This window comes from Chitinibacter sp. ZOR0017, assembly GCF_000799095.1.
In the GTDB taxonomy this organism is placed as follows: Bacteria; Pseudomonadota; Gammaproteobacteria; order Burkholderiales; family Chitinibacteraceae; genus Chitinibacter; species Chitinibacter tainanensis.
The window spans coordinates 285231-299370 of the sequence record NZ_JTLG01000045.1 but is presented as its reverse complement, the minus strand read 5'-3'; the positions used below and the strand labels follow the sequence as shown (position 1 = coordinate 299370).

18 protein-coding genes and 1 pseudogene are annotated in these 14140 nt (G+C 55.6%); 8 read left to right on the top strand and 11 right to left on the bottom strand.

Features of this window, described 5'->3' with window-relative positions; genetic code table 11:
* The 7 genes from L991_RS17940 to L991_RS15880 all read right to left on the bottom strand — a co-directional run.
* A partial coding sequence (locus L991_RS17940; RefSeq protein ID WP_374749712.1) for a carbohydrate-binding protein occupies window positions 1–497 on the bottom strand: 497 nt, incomplete at its 3' end.
* 385 nt (window positions 498–882) lie between these two features.
* Window positions 883–1053, bottom strand: a complete 171-nt coding sequence (locus tag L991_RS17400; protein ID WP_156129111.1) for a hypothetical protein — start codon at window positions 1051–1053, stop codon at window positions 883–885.
* 75 nt (window positions 1054–1128) lie between these two features.
* Window positions 1129–1668 (bottom strand): D-alanyl-D-alanine carboxypeptidase family protein, encoded by a 540-nt coding sequence (locus L991_RS15900; protein ID WP_047396948.1) that lies wholly within the window; start codon window positions 1666–1668, stop codon window positions 1129–1131.
* A gap of 14 nt (window positions 1669–1682) precedes the next feature.
* Window positions 1683–2192, bottom strand: coding sequence for a hypothetical protein (locus tag L991_RS15895; protein ID WP_047396947.1), 510 nt, complete (start codon window positions 2190–2192; stop codon window positions 1683–1685).
* Window positions 2193–2195: 3 nt separating this feature from the next.
* Window positions 2196–4571: a DNA topoisomerase IV subunit A gene (parC, locus tag L991_RS15890; RefSeq protein ID WP_081986731.1), complete on the bottom strand. Its 2376-nt coding sequence runs from the start codon at window positions 4569–4571 to the stop codon at window positions 2196–2198.
* 121 nt (window positions 4572–4692) lie between these two features.
* Window positions 4693–5544 (bottom strand): transporter substrate-binding domain-containing protein, encoded by an 852-nt coding sequence (locus L991_RS15885; protein ID WP_051259065.1) that lies wholly within the window; start codon window positions 5542–5544, stop codon window positions 4693–4695.
* 58 nt (window positions 5545–5602) lie between these two features.
* On the bottom strand, window positions 5603–6106 hold the full coding sequence (locus tag L991_RS15880) for a nucleoside 2-deoxyribosyltransferase (RefSeq protein WP_047396946.1): 504 nt from the start codon (window positions 6104–6106) through the stop codon (window positions 5603–5605).
* A 478-nt stretch (window positions 6107–6584) separates the two neighbouring features.
* On the opposite strand from L991_RS15880, the pseudogene L991_RS18090 reads away from it, so the two are divergent.
* Window positions 6585–6860, top strand: a pseudogene (locus tag L991_RS18090) (methyl-accepting chemotaxis protein); the annotation flags it as partial.
* A complete protein-coding gene (locus L991_RS18085; RefSeq protein ID WP_373277575.1) occupies window positions 6852–7274 on the top strand; it encodes a CZB domain-containing protein in 423 nt (140 codons plus the stop codon). The pseudogene L991_RS18090 and the gene L991_RS18085, both read left to right, overlap by 9 nt.
* A 61-nt stretch (window positions 7275–7335) precedes the next feature.
* On the opposite strand, the gene L991_RS15870 is transcribed toward L991_RS18085, so the two are convergent.
* From L991_RS15870 to L991_RS15855, 4 genes are all read right to left on the bottom strand, one after another.
* A complete protein-coding gene (locus tag L991_RS15870) occupies window positions 7336–8274 on the bottom strand; it encodes an SPFH domain-containing protein (RefSeq protein ID WP_047396945.1) in 939 nt (312 codons plus the stop codon).
* A gap of 72 nt (window positions 8275–8346) precedes the next feature.
* Window positions 8347–8763, bottom strand: coding sequence for an NfeD family protein (locus L991_RS15865; RefSeq protein WP_047396944.1), 417 nt, complete (start codon window positions 8761–8763; stop codon window positions 8347–8349).
* 76 nt (window positions 8764–8839) lie between these two features.
* A complete protein-coding gene (locus L991_RS16745; protein WP_052191004.1) occupies window positions 8840–9760 on the bottom strand; it encodes an HDOD domain-containing protein in 921 nt (306 codons plus the stop codon).
* Between the two features lie 139 nt (window positions 9761–9899).
* Window positions 9900–10814 (bottom strand): LysR substrate-binding domain-containing protein, encoded by a 915-nt coding sequence (locus L991_RS15855; protein ID WP_047396943.1) that lies wholly within the window; start codon window positions 10812–10814, stop codon window positions 9900–9902.
* A gap of 95 nt (window positions 10815–10909) precedes the next feature.
* Here L991_RS15855 and L991_RS15850 point away from each other — a divergent pair, with 95 nt between their 5' ends.
* The 6 genes from L991_RS15850 (at window position 10910) to L991_RS15825 (ending at window position 14136) form a co-directional block, all read left to right on the top strand.
* Entirely contained in the window at window positions 10910–11164 is a 255-nt protein-coding gene (locus tag L991_RS15850) for a DUF2917 domain-containing protein (protein WP_028450646.1), read from the top strand.
* A gap of 10 nt (window positions 11165–11174) precedes the next feature.
* On the top strand, window positions 11175–11852 hold the full coding sequence (locus L991_RS15845; RefSeq protein ID WP_047396942.1) for a glutathione S-transferase family protein: 678 nt from the start codon (window positions 11175–11177) through the stop codon (window positions 11850–11852).
* Window positions 11853–11877: 25 nt separating this feature from the next.
* Window positions 11878–12519 (top strand): glutathione transferase, encoded by a 642-nt coding sequence (gene yfcF / locus L991_RS15840; protein ID WP_047396941.1) that lies wholly within the window; start codon window positions 11878–11880, stop codon window positions 12517–12519.
* 4 nt (window positions 12520–12523) lie between these two features.
* Window positions 12524–13003 carry a DUF3291 domain-containing protein gene (locus L991_RS15835; protein WP_047396940.1) on the top strand — a complete coding sequence of 160 codons (480 nt, stop codon included), beginning with the start codon at window positions 12524–12526 and terminating at the stop codon, window positions 13001–13003.
* A gap of 195 nt (window positions 13004–13198) precedes the next feature.
* Window positions 13199–13684 carry a hypothetical protein gene (locus L991_RS15830; RefSeq protein ID WP_047396939.1) on the top strand — a complete coding sequence of 162 codons (486 nt, stop codon included), beginning with the start codon at window positions 13199–13201 and terminating at the stop codon, window positions 13682–13684.
* A 77-nt stretch (window positions 13685–13761) separates the two neighbouring features.
* Window positions 13762–14136 carry a hypothetical protein gene (locus tag L991_RS15825; RefSeq protein WP_028450641.1) on the top strand — a complete coding sequence of 125 codons (375 nt, stop codon included), beginning with the start codon at window positions 13762–13764 and terminating at the stop codon, window positions 14134–14136.
* Window positions 14137–14140: the final 4 nt, after the last annotated feature.

Sequence of the window (14140 nt, the reverse complement as noted above, 5' to 3'; positions counted from 1 at the left end):
GTTGGCGTTGGCGTTGGCGTTGGCGTTGGCGTTGGCGTTGGCGTTGGCGTTGGCGTTGGCGTTGGCGTTGGCGTGGTGCTTGGCGTGGTGCTTGGCGTGGTGCTTGGGCTTGGTGTCACGCTCGGCTTTGGGCTGGCCGAGGGGGTTGGGGTGGCCGGTTTCGGGCTTGGCGTTGCCGTAACTACTGGCGTTGGTGTTGCAGGTATTGGGCTAGGGGTATTGTTTGGTGTGCTTTGTGGCGTAGTACTTGGGGTAGGTATGGTGCTGTCGCAGTTGCCTAAGGCTTGCCAGACTTGGCCGGTGTTGCTGTTGCTGGCAGGGATCTCGCCCAGCGTCCACCATTTGGCCTGATAGTTTTTACCCTGATAACTAACATTCTGGCCGGCCAGATAAGTGTTGCTGGCTTGCCACGCGGCGGCGCAAGGTGCCGCGGTGGCCCAGCTGGAAAACAGCGAGCCACCGAGCACAAGCAGTGCCCGGACTGTGAGAGCGTTCATACATACCTTCCTGATTAGATTGACTGGAGCTGACTTTTTTTGTCATTTTTTGTCTCAGCATTTTCTAATGGAAGGCGGGTGTACTCAAATTTAACTTACTACTGTAAATTTATTTAGAAAGCTTAAGTTAAATTAATGTGTATTTTCTGTAAAAATAAGCTCGAAATGGGCTGTTTTATAAGTAAAAACCCTGATCAGGCCGCGAACGTGCTGACTGTGATTCATGCCAAGGCCAGGATGAGCTGTGCAGCCATACCGCAGGGTGAGGAAAAGACCATCGCGCGCCGTGGCAGAAATAACACTGAATAATCAGTGGTATGGTGATGGCCATCCTATTGGTGCAAAGGTCTGCTGGTGTAGGGGGTGAGATTTGAATTACAAAAAATCACTTATTTTTACAATGGCTGATCAGCTGCTGTCGTAAGGTTTCGATGCTTTCTAGCCGAATTGCGCGGGCAATTTCGATTTCACCGTGCGGGCTCAGTTGGTATAAGCCATAGCGCAAGGTTTGTGGCCGCTGGGTGGTAGTCCAGATGGGATGGATGGCGTAGCGCATGATATTCACCCTAAAAACGTGGTGTATACCTGCAATATCGTGGTGTGCCGGCCGAACTGAAGTACCGTTTATCCCCTAGCCTGCGGCGGCTGGCTGATAGCACCAGTGCCAAGGCTCATACACATAGCCGTAGGGATTTGCGCGCGGGAATGAGAGCGTAAAGCCAAATTCGCCAGCATACGCTTGCAGCCAGGCAAATGCGGCTGTGTCTTCAAAGGCTTCTTCCACCACCGGCCCGCCGGGGCTGTAGATATCGATGGCCCGCCCGGTGTGGTGTTCGCTGCAGCCGGGGGGCGCCAAGACTTGCAGGATGTCTTCAATGCTTTGCCCAAGCGCTAATTTGCGCTCAATCAGCTCGACTTGCCGGCTACTTGCGCGATAGGCCGAGGCGATCCGCAGCTCAATACCAGCATCCGCCGCTGCCGCTTGCATGGCCAGCCAGGCCGCGGCTGCGGCTGGGGTTAGCTGCCACACGCGTCCATCGGTGGCGGTTTCTACGTCCACCAGCTCGCTGGCTTCCGCAAAAATGCAGAGGGATTTTTCTTGCAATACCGCTGGGGCGATGCCCAGTTGTTGCCATAGTTGCGCTAGAGCGGGAGTGAGGCTGGATGACATCGATACACCTCGAATTAGGCCGGAAAATCTTGTGGCTGAAAGACGCGCGCACCGGGCAGGCCCAAGCGCTGATCCAGCGTAAACAGCAAGGGTAGCTGCTGCGAAGCGCGCAGGCCTTCGTCGGCACAGGCCGCTTGCCAGGTGGCCAGATAAGCATTGGCCGGCTGGGCTAGCTCTGCGGCTTGTGGCGGGCGGTAGGCCCCAAGCGTGTGTTGGCAATATTCGTGATAGGCCTGCGGATGCTCAGCCAAGGCTTGCCAGTAATCGGCCACCACGCGCGAAGGCAGCAGTAATGCCTGCCCTGCACTGCGCTGTTGCATCCGGAAGTATTGCCGCAAGCCTTGCGCTACCAGCGCCCAATCTTCGCCGCTCAGCTGTGGATAACGGCTACTGAGGCTGCGTGCGACGGCTTCCGGAAAGCGATAGTCATACAAAAAATATTGCTGGCGGCGGCGCCCCACAGATTGCCAGTAGCGGTAAATAGCCAAGACAATCGCAATCAGCAGTAGGACGCGCAGCAGCATGGTTTAGAAGCCCGGAAATTTCAGACCTGAATTGATCGGTTTACCTTTACGGGCTCGCTTGCCGATATACGGTGCCATTTCATTGGCATCGAGTACGATTTCTTTCAGCGCCCCACCCCGTCCGGTGCCGGATAGTTTCAATGTTTCACCATCACAAACCGTAATCGCGGCCAGCTCGTCTTTATCGTCCAGTGCCATGGTAATCACCCCGCGCCCGCCGCCCGCCAGCTGTTTGAATTCGCTGTAGGCAAACAAATGCAGTTTGCCGGCCTTGGACAAACACGCGACGATGGCGTTCGCACTTGGGGTAAATGGCATTACGCGCAGCAAGGTTTCGCCGCCTTCGAGTGTGATAAAGCTCTTGCCCGCTTTTTGGCGGCTGAGCAGATTATCGCCCTGGCAAGCAAAACCATAACCGGCCGAATTGGCAATCACCAGCCATTCACCTGGCCGGGCAACAATCAATTGGGTAATTTTGGTTTTGGCCACCAGCTCGACCAGGGTCGTTACCGGCACCCCATCACCGCGGCCGCCCGGAATGACGGAGGCTTGCACGGTATACACGCGGCCATCACTGCCAAACAGTGCCAGCTGATCAACTGTCCGGCATTCGATCGCGGCTAGCAGGCTATCCCCGTCTTTAAAGCTGAGATTTTGGATATCCAGCCCATGGCCTTGGCGGGCTCGTAGCCAGCCTTTTTCCGACAGAATAATCGTGCATGGCTCATCCACCACGGCCACTTCCAGCGAAGCGCGTTCGGCTTCTTCGATTAGCGTGCGGCGTGGATCAGCGTATTTTTTCTTATCCTGCTCGATTTCTTTGATGATTTGGCGCTGCATGGCCTGCGGGTTGGACAACAGGTTTTCCAGCTCGGCCTTTTCATTGCGCAGATTGGCCAGCTCCTGCTCGATCTTGATACCTTCCAGCCGTGCCAATTGGCGCAGGCGGATTTCCAGGATGTCTTCCGCTTGCCGTTCGCTCAGATTAAACGCCGCCATCAGCTCGGTTTTGGGCTCTTCGGCATTGCGGATAATGCGGATGACTTCATCGATATTCAGCAAGACCAGCAGGCGGCCTTCCAGAATATGGATGCGATCGTTCACTTGGCCTAGACGGTGTTCGCAGCGGCGCGTGACAGTCACAAAGCGGAAATCGACCCACTCGGCGATGATGTCGCGCAGGTTTTTCTGCGCGGGTCGGCCATCACGGCCGATGGTTACCATATTGATCGATAAGCTGGTTTCCAGGCTGGTGTGCGCCATCAGCACATTCATCAGCTCATCGGGATTTTGCCGCGAGGATTTGGGCTCGAATACCAAACGAACATCACAATCGCGGCCTGATTCATCGCGCACCCGATCCAGCATGCTGAGTATCAGCTGCTTGGTCTGGATTTGCTCTTGCGTTAGGGCTTTTTTGCCCTTTTTCACTTTCGGATTAGTGAGATCTTCAATCTCTTCCAATACTTTCTGGCTCGAAGCGCCATGCGGCAGCTCGGTGATGACCAATTGCCACTGGCCACGGGCGAGCTCTTCTTTTTCCCAGCGCGCGCGAACTTTCAGGCTGCCACGGCCATTTTCATAGGCGGTGGCGATATCGCGGCTGGAAGAAATAATCTGGCCGCCACCGGGCAAATCAGGGCCCTGAATATAGGCCATCAGCTCGGCTGCGCTGAGTTTTGGGTTGCGGATCAAGGCCACGCTGGCATCGGCCACTTCGCCCAGATTATGCGATGGCATTTCGGTGGCCATACCCACTGCAATGCCTGAGGCGCCATTCAATAGCAGCATTGGTAGCCGTGCTGGCAGCAGTACAGGCTCTTTGAACGCGCCATCGTAGTTGGGGATAAAATCGGTCGTGCCCTGATCAAGCTCACCCAGCAGCAGCTCGGCCACGGGCGTGAGGCGCGCCTCGGTATAACGATAGGCAGCTGCACCATCGCCATCGCGCGAGCCAAAATTGCCATGCCCGTCGATCAATGGGTAGCGCACCGAAAAATCCTGCGCAATCCGCACCAAGGCGTCATAGGCAGATTGATCGCCGTGAGGGTGGTACTTACCCAGCACATCACCGACAATCCGTGCCGATTTCATCGGCTTGGCGGTGGCAGTGAGCCCTAGCTCATGCATGGCGTACAAAATGCGGCGCTGCACCGGCTTTTGGCCATCTTCTACTTGCGGCAGTGCCCGGCTTTTCACCACGCTCATCGCGTATTCGAGATAGCTTTTTTCCGCATACAGGCCCAGCTGAACGGCTTCGGCATCATCCAGCTGGGTAGAGACTTGGGCGGCAATATAGCGGCCACCTTGCCCGCCACTGGCGGTTTCCGGGGTAGGCGGTGGCGTTTCTGCTTCGACGAGATCAATCGTATCCGACATGTTGTAGCGCTTCTAGATTCAGGATTGCGGCTATTTTAGCGGGTAAACCCTTGTTGCCGGCAAATACAAAACAAAAGGCCTGTTTCACGTGAAACAGGCCTGAGGGGAGAATACCGCTAGATTACAGAATACGCAGCGTGAAGTACTTATAGCCCAGCTGCTGGTGTTCACCGCTATCAATCAGCTTGCGCAAGGCAACGTTGAATTTTTCACGCAGCGCATCGTCGCCTTTACGCAGGGCGATGGCTTCGCCACGGCCCAGCCATTGCGCTGAGTCGATGCGGTTGCCCACCATCTCAAACTGCTCGGCATTTTTTGGGTCTTTCAGGAAATAACCCAGTACTGCGCTGTCATCAAACACCAGTTGAATCTGGTTATTCGCCAGCGCGGCCATCATTTCATCGGCACTGCCGAAGCGTTTGATGGTGACTTTGCTGCTATCCAGTTCATGGGTCAGATAATCATCAAAAGTGGTTTTCGCCACTACGCCCACGGTGCTGCCCTTGATGCGTTCGGCGGTAATCACTGGCCAAATCAGCTTGGCTTTTTTGGTGGCGACGTAGATGCCGGGTACGCGGGAATACACTTCACTGAAATTCACCAGCTTCTCGCGCTCTTCGGTGATCGACAACGAGGCCACAATCGCATCGGCTTTATTGTCGTTCAGCGCCGGGATCAGTTGGTCGAAATCAAAGCGCGAGATTTCGCAACGCACTTGCATCTCTTTACACAGGGCATTGGCCAGATCAACGTTAAAGCCGGTGAGCTGATTGCTTTGATCCAGATATTCAAACGGTGGGTACTTGCCTTCGAGGGCGATGCGCACCAGTGGGCCAGATTGAGCTTGCGCCACCGCACTGGCGGCAGGTGTTGAGGCGGCACTCACCGCGGCCGGGTTTTTGCCCGCGAGATAAAACCAAGTGCCCGCTGAGCCTGCGGCCAGGAGCACCAAGGCGCCAAACAATTTCTTCATGATGCGTACTTACAAATAAAAAAGATGCTACGTGAATTTGTAAGTACCCATATTGGGGTTATCTCTGATACGCGCACCGTTCAGCGAGGATTTCGACCGCTGATTGTGGGTCTGTGGCGTAAATCACAGCCGTGGCGGCTTGCCAGAGCATCAGATTCAGCGGTGCAGCAAAATTTTCGATGTGCCAGCCCTGCGCATCGGTGACGCCCGCGAGGCGGGTTTGCATATCTACCCCGGCCGGTAAATCAGGTAGCCACAGATAAATCGGCTTGCCCAGCGCATGGGCATAGCCAATCTCAAACGCCGTGCCGCTGTCGGGCTCGCTCTGGCTGCGAAACGCCCGCACATCAGCGAGCACGGCATCTGCCTGCTGGATCAGCGCGCAGTTTTGCTGAAAAATCCACGCCGCCGCGGTTGGGCCGTGTAAATCGGCTGGGCAAGCCTGATCCAGCGGATACAGCCCACACAAGCCCTGCTCAGCGCAGGCGGCTTGCAAGGCTTGTCCCCACGCGGCGGCATCGGGGCGAAATACACCGGGCCCGGCTAAGTAAATCGTCTGCATTTTGCACCTATTGTCTTTCCGTCAAGGCGGGGCTGTTCTGAGTCAACTATACTTTCCCAATCAAAAGAAAGCGCAGGAGGCTCCGATGTTTTTTGGCCAAAAACAGGTGATTGCCAGTCTGAATGACCGCATCCACCAGCTGGAACAAGAAAACCAGAGCTTAAAAAAAGAAAACGAAAAGCTCCACCGCGATTACGATTTTATCGGGGTGCTGCAAAAACAGGATAGTGGCGATGGGGGCTATCTCACTTCGCTGCTGCAAGCACTGCAGCCTTTCGGCGATAGTCTGAATAATTCGGCCGAGAGCCTGGTGGCGATGAGCGAGCGCATGAAAGAAGAGCTGCGCTGCGCCAGCGCTCTCTCCCGGGTGTCTTCGGATAACTGTCAGGCCATTACCAGTATTTCCGACAATCTGACCACGCTATCGAATACGGCGGCGCAGTCGGTGTCGGAAGTCGACAAGCTGGATCATCAATCTGACCAGATTAGCGGCATTGTGCAGCTGATTAAAGAGATTGCCGACCAAACTAACCTCTTGGCACTGAATGCGGCGATTGAAGCGGCCCGCGCCGGCGAGCAAGGCCGTGGTTTTGCCGTGGTGGCCGATGAAGTGCGCAAGCTGGCCGAGCGGACCGCCTCGGCCACCAAGGAAATTACCCAGCTGGTGGGCGAGATTCGCGAAGAAACCAAACAAGTCAAAAACACCATGAGCACCATGGCCGAGCAAACTGCCCGCTTTAGCGAAATGGGCCGTGATGCGGTGGGCGATATGGAATTACTGATGACGGTGTCGGGCGAAATGGAAGAGCTGGTGGGCGGCAATATGCTGTTTAGCCAGATCGAAAGCAGCAAGCTGGATCATCTGGTGTTTAAATTCAATGTGTATATGTCGGTGACGGGTGAGCAAACTGGCCATCACGGCATTCATAGCGATGCGCGCGATTGCCGCTTTGGCCGTTGGTACTACGATGGTGAAGGGCAAAAACAAGCCGGCAAAAATGCGGCCTATCGCGAAATTGAAACCCCGCACAATGAAGTGCATCAGGCTGGCAATGCGGCGTGGCAAGCCTGGCAAGCCGGGCAGAAAAATCAGGTGCTCGAAGCCCTCAAGCGCATGGAAAACAGCAGCAGTAAATTGTTTTCGGTACTGGATCGCGTACGTGGCTAAGCGCGCTGCACGCAATAAAAAACCCGCCGTTGGCGGGTTTTTTTTGTGGCAAAGGTTTGGCTTATTTGGTTTTTTGCACCACATTCATCGCCGTGGCCACCATGCCGGCGACATCGGCCGCATTGGCCGGCAGCAGCATGGTATTGCCGGTTTTGGCGAGATTGGCAAAGGCGCCAATGTATTGCTCGGCCACTTTCAGGTTCACAGCCTCCGGCCCGCCTTGCCGCTCGATGGCTTGCGCAATAATGGCAATCGCTTCGGCATTGGCGCGGGCTACCAGCCGGATGGCTTCGGCTTCACCTTCGGCGCGATTGATCTGCGCCTGGCGCTCACCCTCTGATTCATTGATCGCCGCCTGCATTTCACCTTGCGAGCGCTGAATATCGGCTTCGCGCTGACCGGTGGCCAGATTGATCTGCTCTTGTTTCACCCCTTCCGATTTGGCGATCAGCGCGCGTTTTTCGCGCTCGGCGGTGATTTGCTGCTGCATCGAATGCAGAATCGATTGTGGTGGGGTCAGGTCTTTAATTTCATAGCGCAGCACTTTTACCCCCCAGTTGGTGGCGGCTTCGTCCAGCGCATTGACTACGGCGCGGTTGATTTCATCGCGTTCTTCAAAGGTTTTATCCAGCTCCAGCTTACCGATCACCGAGCGCAGTGTGGTTTGCGCCAGCTGGCTAATGGCTAATAGATAATCAGACGTGCCATACGAGGCCAGCCGTGGGTCGAGCACCTGGAAATACAAAATGCCATCCACCTGCAGCTGGGTGTTATCGCGGGTAATACACACCTGGCTTGGGACATCGAGCGGGATTTCTTTCAGGCTGTGCTTGTAGGCCACGCGATCGATAAAGGGAATCACAAAATTCAGCCCGGGGCTGAGCACCGCGTGAAATTTGCCCAGCCGCTCGATAATCCACGCATGTTGCTGCGGTACGATTTTGAATGTTTTGGCGATAAAGACTATCGCCAAGATCAGAAAACCAAATGCAAATTCCATCGTAAACCCTCCTGGGGTATAGGTTTGAATGCAATATCAATGATCGTCTACGGCTAGATACCTGCCGGGGTATTACACCTGACTGATGATCAGCCGGCTGCCTTGTTTGGCCACAATAATCCACAGCGCATCATCGTGGCGGCTTTGCCCCGGTGCGAGCTCGGCATCCCATTGCGTGCCGCGGTATTGCACGCGGGCACGCTGCTCGCCCTGCCATTCGGCGATGGTGACGGTTTGGCCAACATCATCATCCTGCTCGCTGGCGGGAATAACGGGTTGCCGGCTTTTCCAGCGTTGTAGCAGCCAGACACTGAGCAAGGCGCTGCCGGCGGCGGCGAATAATTGCCATTCCAGCGCCAGCCCGAAGTGAGCCAATAAGGCGCCCACGGCGGTGCCGGCAGCGATCGCCAGCAAGTAAAAGGTGGTGGTGAATAGCTCGCCAATCGCTAGCGCGATCGTGGCCACGATCCATAAGGTAAAGGCAGACATTACAACAGCCCTTGCAAGGAAAAATTCAGGATATGGCAAAGCCGGTAGCGCGGCAAGCGAGCGGCAGCGGTGCTGCTTAGGCTTGCCACTGTGCGGCCAGATCGGCAACGCCGCGCAGCGCATCCAGCTCAGCGCGCACCCACAGTTCGGCCTGATCGTGTGGATGAATCGCCCAGAGCTGCTCGGCCTGGGCGTTTTCCATCACCCGCACTTGTTGCAGCGCGAGCCCGAGTTCGCCCTGCCCGTCGAGCAACGCGGCGCGCAATTTGGGGCTCAGTGGCAGCGGCTCGAGTAATTCGGCCATCGGTTGCGCTAGTAATTGATCCAGCAGCGATAGCATCCCCAGTAAAAACGCGCTATCGGGTGGGCAATCGAGCCAGCGATGTTCGGCCCAGTTGGCCAAGCGGCGGGCGCGCAGCAAGGCGGCGATCAGCAAAGGCGACATCCCTTGCCCATCGGCGCTGTGCTCGGCGTAGAGCAAGGTTTGCACCCAGCGCTCAAGCTGCGTGCGCCCTAATACGGTGATGGCATGGCGAATACTCTGGATCTCGACCCGCGCTCGCAGCCCTACGGAATTGACTAAGCGTAATAGCCGGAAAGTCAGCTCCGGCGCGTGGGCAAATACTTTTTCCAGCTTGGGGGTATCCGCATCGGCGCTAATCAGGCCGATTAATTCCAATAACGCAGGTTTAGCTGGCTGGCCGCTCGCGCCCTGCCCGTGGCTATACCAGGGGCCGTGCCCCAAAGTACCCGGTGGCAATGCTGGCAGCTGGCTGGCACGGATCAGGCCGCCCTGTAGCGCGCTGGGCGCAGCAAGCATTCCCCCGGCTGCCAATAGCGGTTGCTGTGGCGGTAGAAAGCAGGGCAAATTGGCTGGCAATGGCTGTTGGCTGAGCGCCGCCGCTAGGCTTTGCAGCTGATGCGTGGGGCCCAGCGCCAAAACACCGCGCCAGCTTTGCTCGGAATTCCACAATGGGGTAAGCAGCAAAAAATCCATGATGCGAGTAGGGTTGGGCCGGAGATTTCACCCTAGCCCTTTGTGCGGTCAGCAGCAAGTTTGTGGGCGCGGCCTTGCCCCAAAATGGGGCTAAAACACCACGCCGCACGGGGTATGCCTCGCTGTGGATAAGTAGCGGCTAGCGGGCGGCTAATACCTGCTGGCAGTACTCGTTCATGGCCTGTTCGCTCTGTGCCGCTGCGGCCAAAATCCATTCACTGAAATGGTGCAATTTGGCACTGCCATCCATCCGTGGCATCCAGGCCAGCCAGAAGCGGCTGGGGTGGGGAACCACCACATTGCCCACCAGATTCAGCCGCCCGCTGCGTAGCTCATCCAGTACCATCGTTAGCCGCATCAGGCCAATCCCCTGATGGCGGCGGATAGCATCGAGCACAATATTATTATCGTTACAAAACAAGGAAAAAGAGGGCGTCCAGTCGCCAAGCCCTGCGGCGAGCGACCAGCTGCTCCACTTCTCCATCGAGCCGATAATGCGGGCCTGTGGCACCTCGGCAATCGAGCGTGGCTGTTGCGGATCATCGCTAGCCGCCACCACAACCAGATAGTCGCTCAGCAGGGCGCGAGCCTTTACGCCATCCCATTCCCCGCTACCCATACGGATCGCCAAATCCACCGGCGCGGTCTGTAAATCTTCGAATTGCAGGCTGGCGCGCAGGTTCACCCGATACTGTGGATAGATTTGTTGAAAACCCGGCAAACGCGGCATTAACCAGGACAAACTGAAGGACGGCAAAGTCGCGATCGTGAGCTCATTTGGCTTGGGGCGTGCGCGGGTGGCACGGGTAGCTTCGGCCACGTCATTGAGCGCCACGCGAATCTGCAGCGCATAGTGGCGGCCATCTTCGGTTAAGTTCAGTTTGCGCCCTTGCCGCTCAAAGAGGGGCAGGCCCAGATAGTCTTCCAGGGTGCGCAGTTGGTGGCTAATCGCGCTGTGCGTCACCGACAGCGCATCGGCAGCTTTGACCACGCTACCCAAGCGGCTGACCGCCTCGAATGCGCGCAGCGCGGCCAGGGGGGGAAGTGAATCCATGTGAATAAAACTCACAAATCGGGTTAGAAATCATCAGTTATCGCAGTGTAGATTTTCGATATAGTGAATGCAAATGACATGTGACGAGGCTAAAGATGCTGACCTATCTGCGACTTACCGTCCAAGCAAACGAATTGCTGGTGGCCCGGCTGGGGGCTCAAGCCGATTTGTTGTGTGAATCAGGTTCACTTTGGCTCAGCCAAAACGGGCAAGATCGGATTGTGCAGGCCGGCGAGCGTTTGCAGCTGACCGCTGGCCAGTGCTTGCTGGAGGGCGCAGGGCAATTGCGCCTGAGTGGCTCGCCTTTACATGTTCAGCCCTATTGCCGGCCGGCCGGCCCCAATAATTAAGGAGCGCGCGATGTATCAGCTGTATATCGGACATCAGAATTATTCTTCCTGGTCGCTGCGGCCGTGGGTTTTGCTCAAGCATTTTCAGGTGCCTTTTACCCAAACCGTGGTGCATGTCAGTGGTAAAGGCGCCAATGCCAGCCATCGCGGCTATTCGGATAATGGCCTGGTGCCTTGCTTGCACGATGGTGACTTCAGGGTATGGGACTCTATGGCAATCTGTGAATACCTTGCAGAGCTATACACCCAGATGTGGCCGGCGGAGCGCCAGCTGCGTGCCCGCGCACGCAGTATCAGCGCCGAAATGCACAGCGGCTTTGGCGCTTTGCGGAGCCAATTACCGATGAATGTGCGGCTACGCGCTCAAGGCGTACCGCCCAGCCCAGAGGTGAGCGCAGATCTGGTGCGGGTGTTTGCGATCTGGCGTGATGCCCGGCAGCTGGCCGCCGAGCATGGCTGTAGCGGTGAATTTTTGTTTGGCGCTTTCTCGATTGCCGATGCGATGTATGCCCCGGTGATCTGGCGGCTGCATGGCTACAATATCGCCATTCCGGATGATCTACAGCCCTATTTCACCGCGATGCTGCAGCACCCTGCCATGCAAGAATGGGCAGCGGCCGCTGCCGCCGAAAGTATTCATCTGCCGGCGTATGACGCGTTAATCGCTCAGTTTGGCGGGACCCGCTGAGCTTAGCCACTTTTTGGAGCTTTGAATGTTAAGCGGTATTCCTACACTGTATGTTGATCGTGAATATGCCAGCCCCTACGCCTTATCGGTCTATGTGGCTTTGATGGAAAAGCAGCTGCCATTTCAATTGCAGACATTAAATCTGGCGGTGAATGAGCAGTGCGGACTTGAATTCAGTCGCTGCTCGCTGACTCGACGAGTACCCACATTGGCTTGGGCTGATTTTAGCTTGTCGGAGTCTAGTGCCATTACCGAATTACTCGACGAACAATGGCCCAGCCCGGCTTTATATCCGCAATCGCTGGAGCAGAAAGCTAAAGCGCGGCAGATTCAGGCGTGGTTACGTAGCGATCTGTTGCCGCTGCGTATCGAGCGTTCGACCGAGGTCATTTACTTTGCGCCCAATCCGGCGCCTTTGTCTGCGGCGGCACAGCAGGCTGCGGATAAATTGCTTGCGATTGCCTGTGAATTGTTGCAACCCGGACAAGCTCACATTTTTAGCTCTTGGTCGATCGTGGATATCGATTTGTCATTGATGTTGAATCGTTTGCATCGAAATGGCGATCCTTTACCGGCGCATTTGATCGATTACATTGAACGCCAATGGTCACGACCGGCAGTACAAGCATGGCTGAATCTAGATCGTCCACTGCCTCTGGTTGAGTGACAAGATGGCCTGGGAATTAGCACAACTGAATATCGGCCGCGTAGTTGCCCCGCTCGATAGCCCTGCCCTGCACGGCTTTACCAGCATGCTGGATCACATTAACCAATTGGCCGAGCAAAGCCCGGGCTTTGTTTGGCGCTTGCAAAGTGAGAGTGGTAATGCCACCGATGTGCCGTTTGATGATGATCCTTTGCTGATCGCCAATTTATCCGTCTGGCGTTCGGTCGAAGATTTGCGCTCCTATGTGTATGCCGGCGAACATTTGCAGATGCTGCGCCAGCGCAAACAATGGTTCAGCCACCGGCCCGGCCCCAATCAGGTGCTATGGTGGGTGCCGGCGGGCCATCGGCCGAGCTTGACTGAGGCCAGAGCGGCACTCGCACTTTTGGCGCTAAATGGCCCAACAGCGCATGCGTTTACTTTTGCCCAAGCGTTTGAGGCTCCCCCGCAAGCAAATCAGTTGGTTCAGGTGAGTGTGGATTGAGTATCTACTCACCCGCCTTTGCTATAAGTGGCGTTGATTTCGGTGTTACATAGCCAATAAACCTAAATATTCCTTAATGCCCGCTTCAGCTCCTTGCAATCTCAGGGTGCGCATAATGCAGCCATCTACTCGATAACGCTCGGGTAGCTAACCTGGACATGCAACACACTTTACTGAATTAAATTGGAGCTCATCATGAAAGCACTGAAACATCTGGTTCTGGCTGTGGCCCTGGCGGGCTTTGGCACGGCTGCATTTGCTGCATCTGCCCCAGCAAAACACAAAGCTCACCATGCTTCTAAAGCATCAGTAGTGCAGCAAGCACAAGCTAAGAAAGCATCACACGCTTCTAAAGCTTCAACAGCACAAAAAGCTCAAGCTAAAAAAGCACATCACGCTTCTAAAGCTTCAGTAGCTCAACAAGCTCAAGCTAAGAAAGCATCGCACGCTTCTAAAGCTTCAGCTGCGCAAAAAGCCCAAGCTAAAAAAGCATCACACGCTTCTAAAGCTTCAGCCGCACAGAAAGCCCAGGCTAAAAAAGCACATCACGCTTCTAAAGCTTCAGTAGCGCAACAAGCTCAAGCTAAGAAAGCATCGCACGCTTCTAAAGCCTCAGCTGCACAAAAAGCTCAAGCTAAAAAAGCATCAAATGTAGCTTCTAAAGCTTCTGCAGTGAAGTAATTCGGCTCGAGTGTCTTCCTCCCCGAAACTTGCCTTGCTGCTAGCGCAGCAAGGCTTTTTTTATCTGGGGGTTTCCCATGATGATTAGCACCCTCTTCTGGTTGGCGCTGGGTAGCAGTAGCCCAGTACCACCCCCGCGTGAGCAGCTACGCCCCGCGGAAAAAATGTATTGGCGGGTGATCAGTGCACAGCAGATTGATTTATGGCTTGGCACTGAAGAAGCGTGGCGTTTAACCATGTCGAACGATTGCCCAGCCTGGCCGAATAAAGAGCTGCAAGTGCAACTGGTGCAAGGGCATATTCAGGCCCATCAGCCCTTATTAGTGGGGCTAAAGAATAGTTGCATCATTCGCGATATTCGCCCGATTCCTGCCAATGCCAACCGGCAATTACCCAGCTTGCCTGCGCGTGGGCTTGAATCTGGCCACGGGCGCAGTAACAATAAGCGCTAACCCA

What these genes read in the sequence shown, in the direction of transcription:
- L991_RS17400 (WP_156129111.1), bottom strand. Translation starts at nt 1,053, where the DNA reads ATGCGCTACGCCATCCATCCCATCTGGACTACCACCCAGCGGCCACAA.
- L991_RS15900 (WP_047396948.1), bottom strand. Translation starts at nt 1,668, where the DNA reads ATGTCATCCAGCCTCACTCCCGCTCTAGCGCAACTATGGCAACAACTG.
- L991_RS15895 (WP_047396947.1), bottom strand. Translation starts at nt 2,192, where the DNA reads ATGCTGCTGCGCGTCCTACTGCTGATTGCGATTGTCTTGGCTATTTAC.
- parC (WP_081986731.1), bottom strand. Translation starts at nt 4,571, where the DNA reads ATGTCGGATACGATTGATCTCGTCGAAGCAGAAACGCCACCGCCTACC.
- L991_RS15885 (WP_051259065.1), bottom strand. Translation starts at nt 5,544, where the DNA reads ATGAAGAAATTGTTTGGCGCCTTGGTGCTCCTGGCCGCAGGCTCAGCG.
- L991_RS15880 (WP_047396946.1), bottom strand. Translation starts at nt 6,106, where the DNA reads ATGCAGACGATTTACTTAGCCGGGCCCGGTGTATTTCGCCCCGATGCC.
- L991_RS18085 (WP_373277575.1), top strand. Translation starts at nt 6,852, where the DNA reads ATGGGCCGTGATGCGGTGGGCGATATGGAATTACTGATGACGGTGTCG.
- L991_RS15870 (WP_047396945.1), bottom strand. Translation starts at nt 8,274, where the DNA reads ATGGAATTTGCATTTGGTTTTCTGATCTTGGCGATAGTCTTTATCGCC.
- L991_RS15865 (WP_047396944.1), bottom strand. Translation starts at nt 8,763, where the DNA reads ATGTCTGCCTTTACCTTATGGATCGTGGCCACGATCGCGCTAGCGATT.
- L991_RS16745 (WP_052191004.1), bottom strand. Translation starts at nt 9,760, where the DNA reads ATGGATTTTTTGCTGCTTACCCCATTGTGGAATTCCGAGCAAAGCTGG.
- L991_RS15855 (WP_047396943.1), bottom strand. Translation starts at nt 10,814, where the DNA reads ATGGATTCACTTCCCCCCCTGGCCGCGCTGCGCGCATTCGAGGCGGTC.
- L991_RS15850 (WP_028450646.1), top strand. Translation starts at nt 10,910, where the DNA reads ATGCTGACCTATCTGCGACTTACCGTCCAAGCAAACGAATTGCTGGTG.
- L991_RS15845 (WP_047396942.1), top strand. Translation starts at nt 11,175, where the DNA reads ATGTATCAGCTGTATATCGGACATCAGAATTATTCTTCCTGGTCGCTG.
- yfcF (WP_047396941.1), top strand. Translation starts at nt 11,878, where the DNA reads ATGTTAAGCGGTATTCCTACACTGTATGTTGATCGTGAATATGCCAGC.
- L991_RS15835 (WP_047396940.1), top strand. Translation starts at nt 12,524, where the DNA reads ATGGCCTGGGAATTAGCACAACTGAATATCGGCCGCGTAGTTGCCCCG.
- L991_RS15830 (WP_047396939.1), top strand. Translation starts at nt 13,199, where the DNA reads ATGAAAGCACTGAAACATCTGGTTCTGGCTGTGGCCCTGGCGGGCTTT.
- L991_RS15825 (WP_028450641.1), top strand. Translation starts at nt 13,762, where the DNA reads ATGATGATTAGCACCCTCTTCTGGTTGGCGCTGGGTAGCAGTAGCCCA.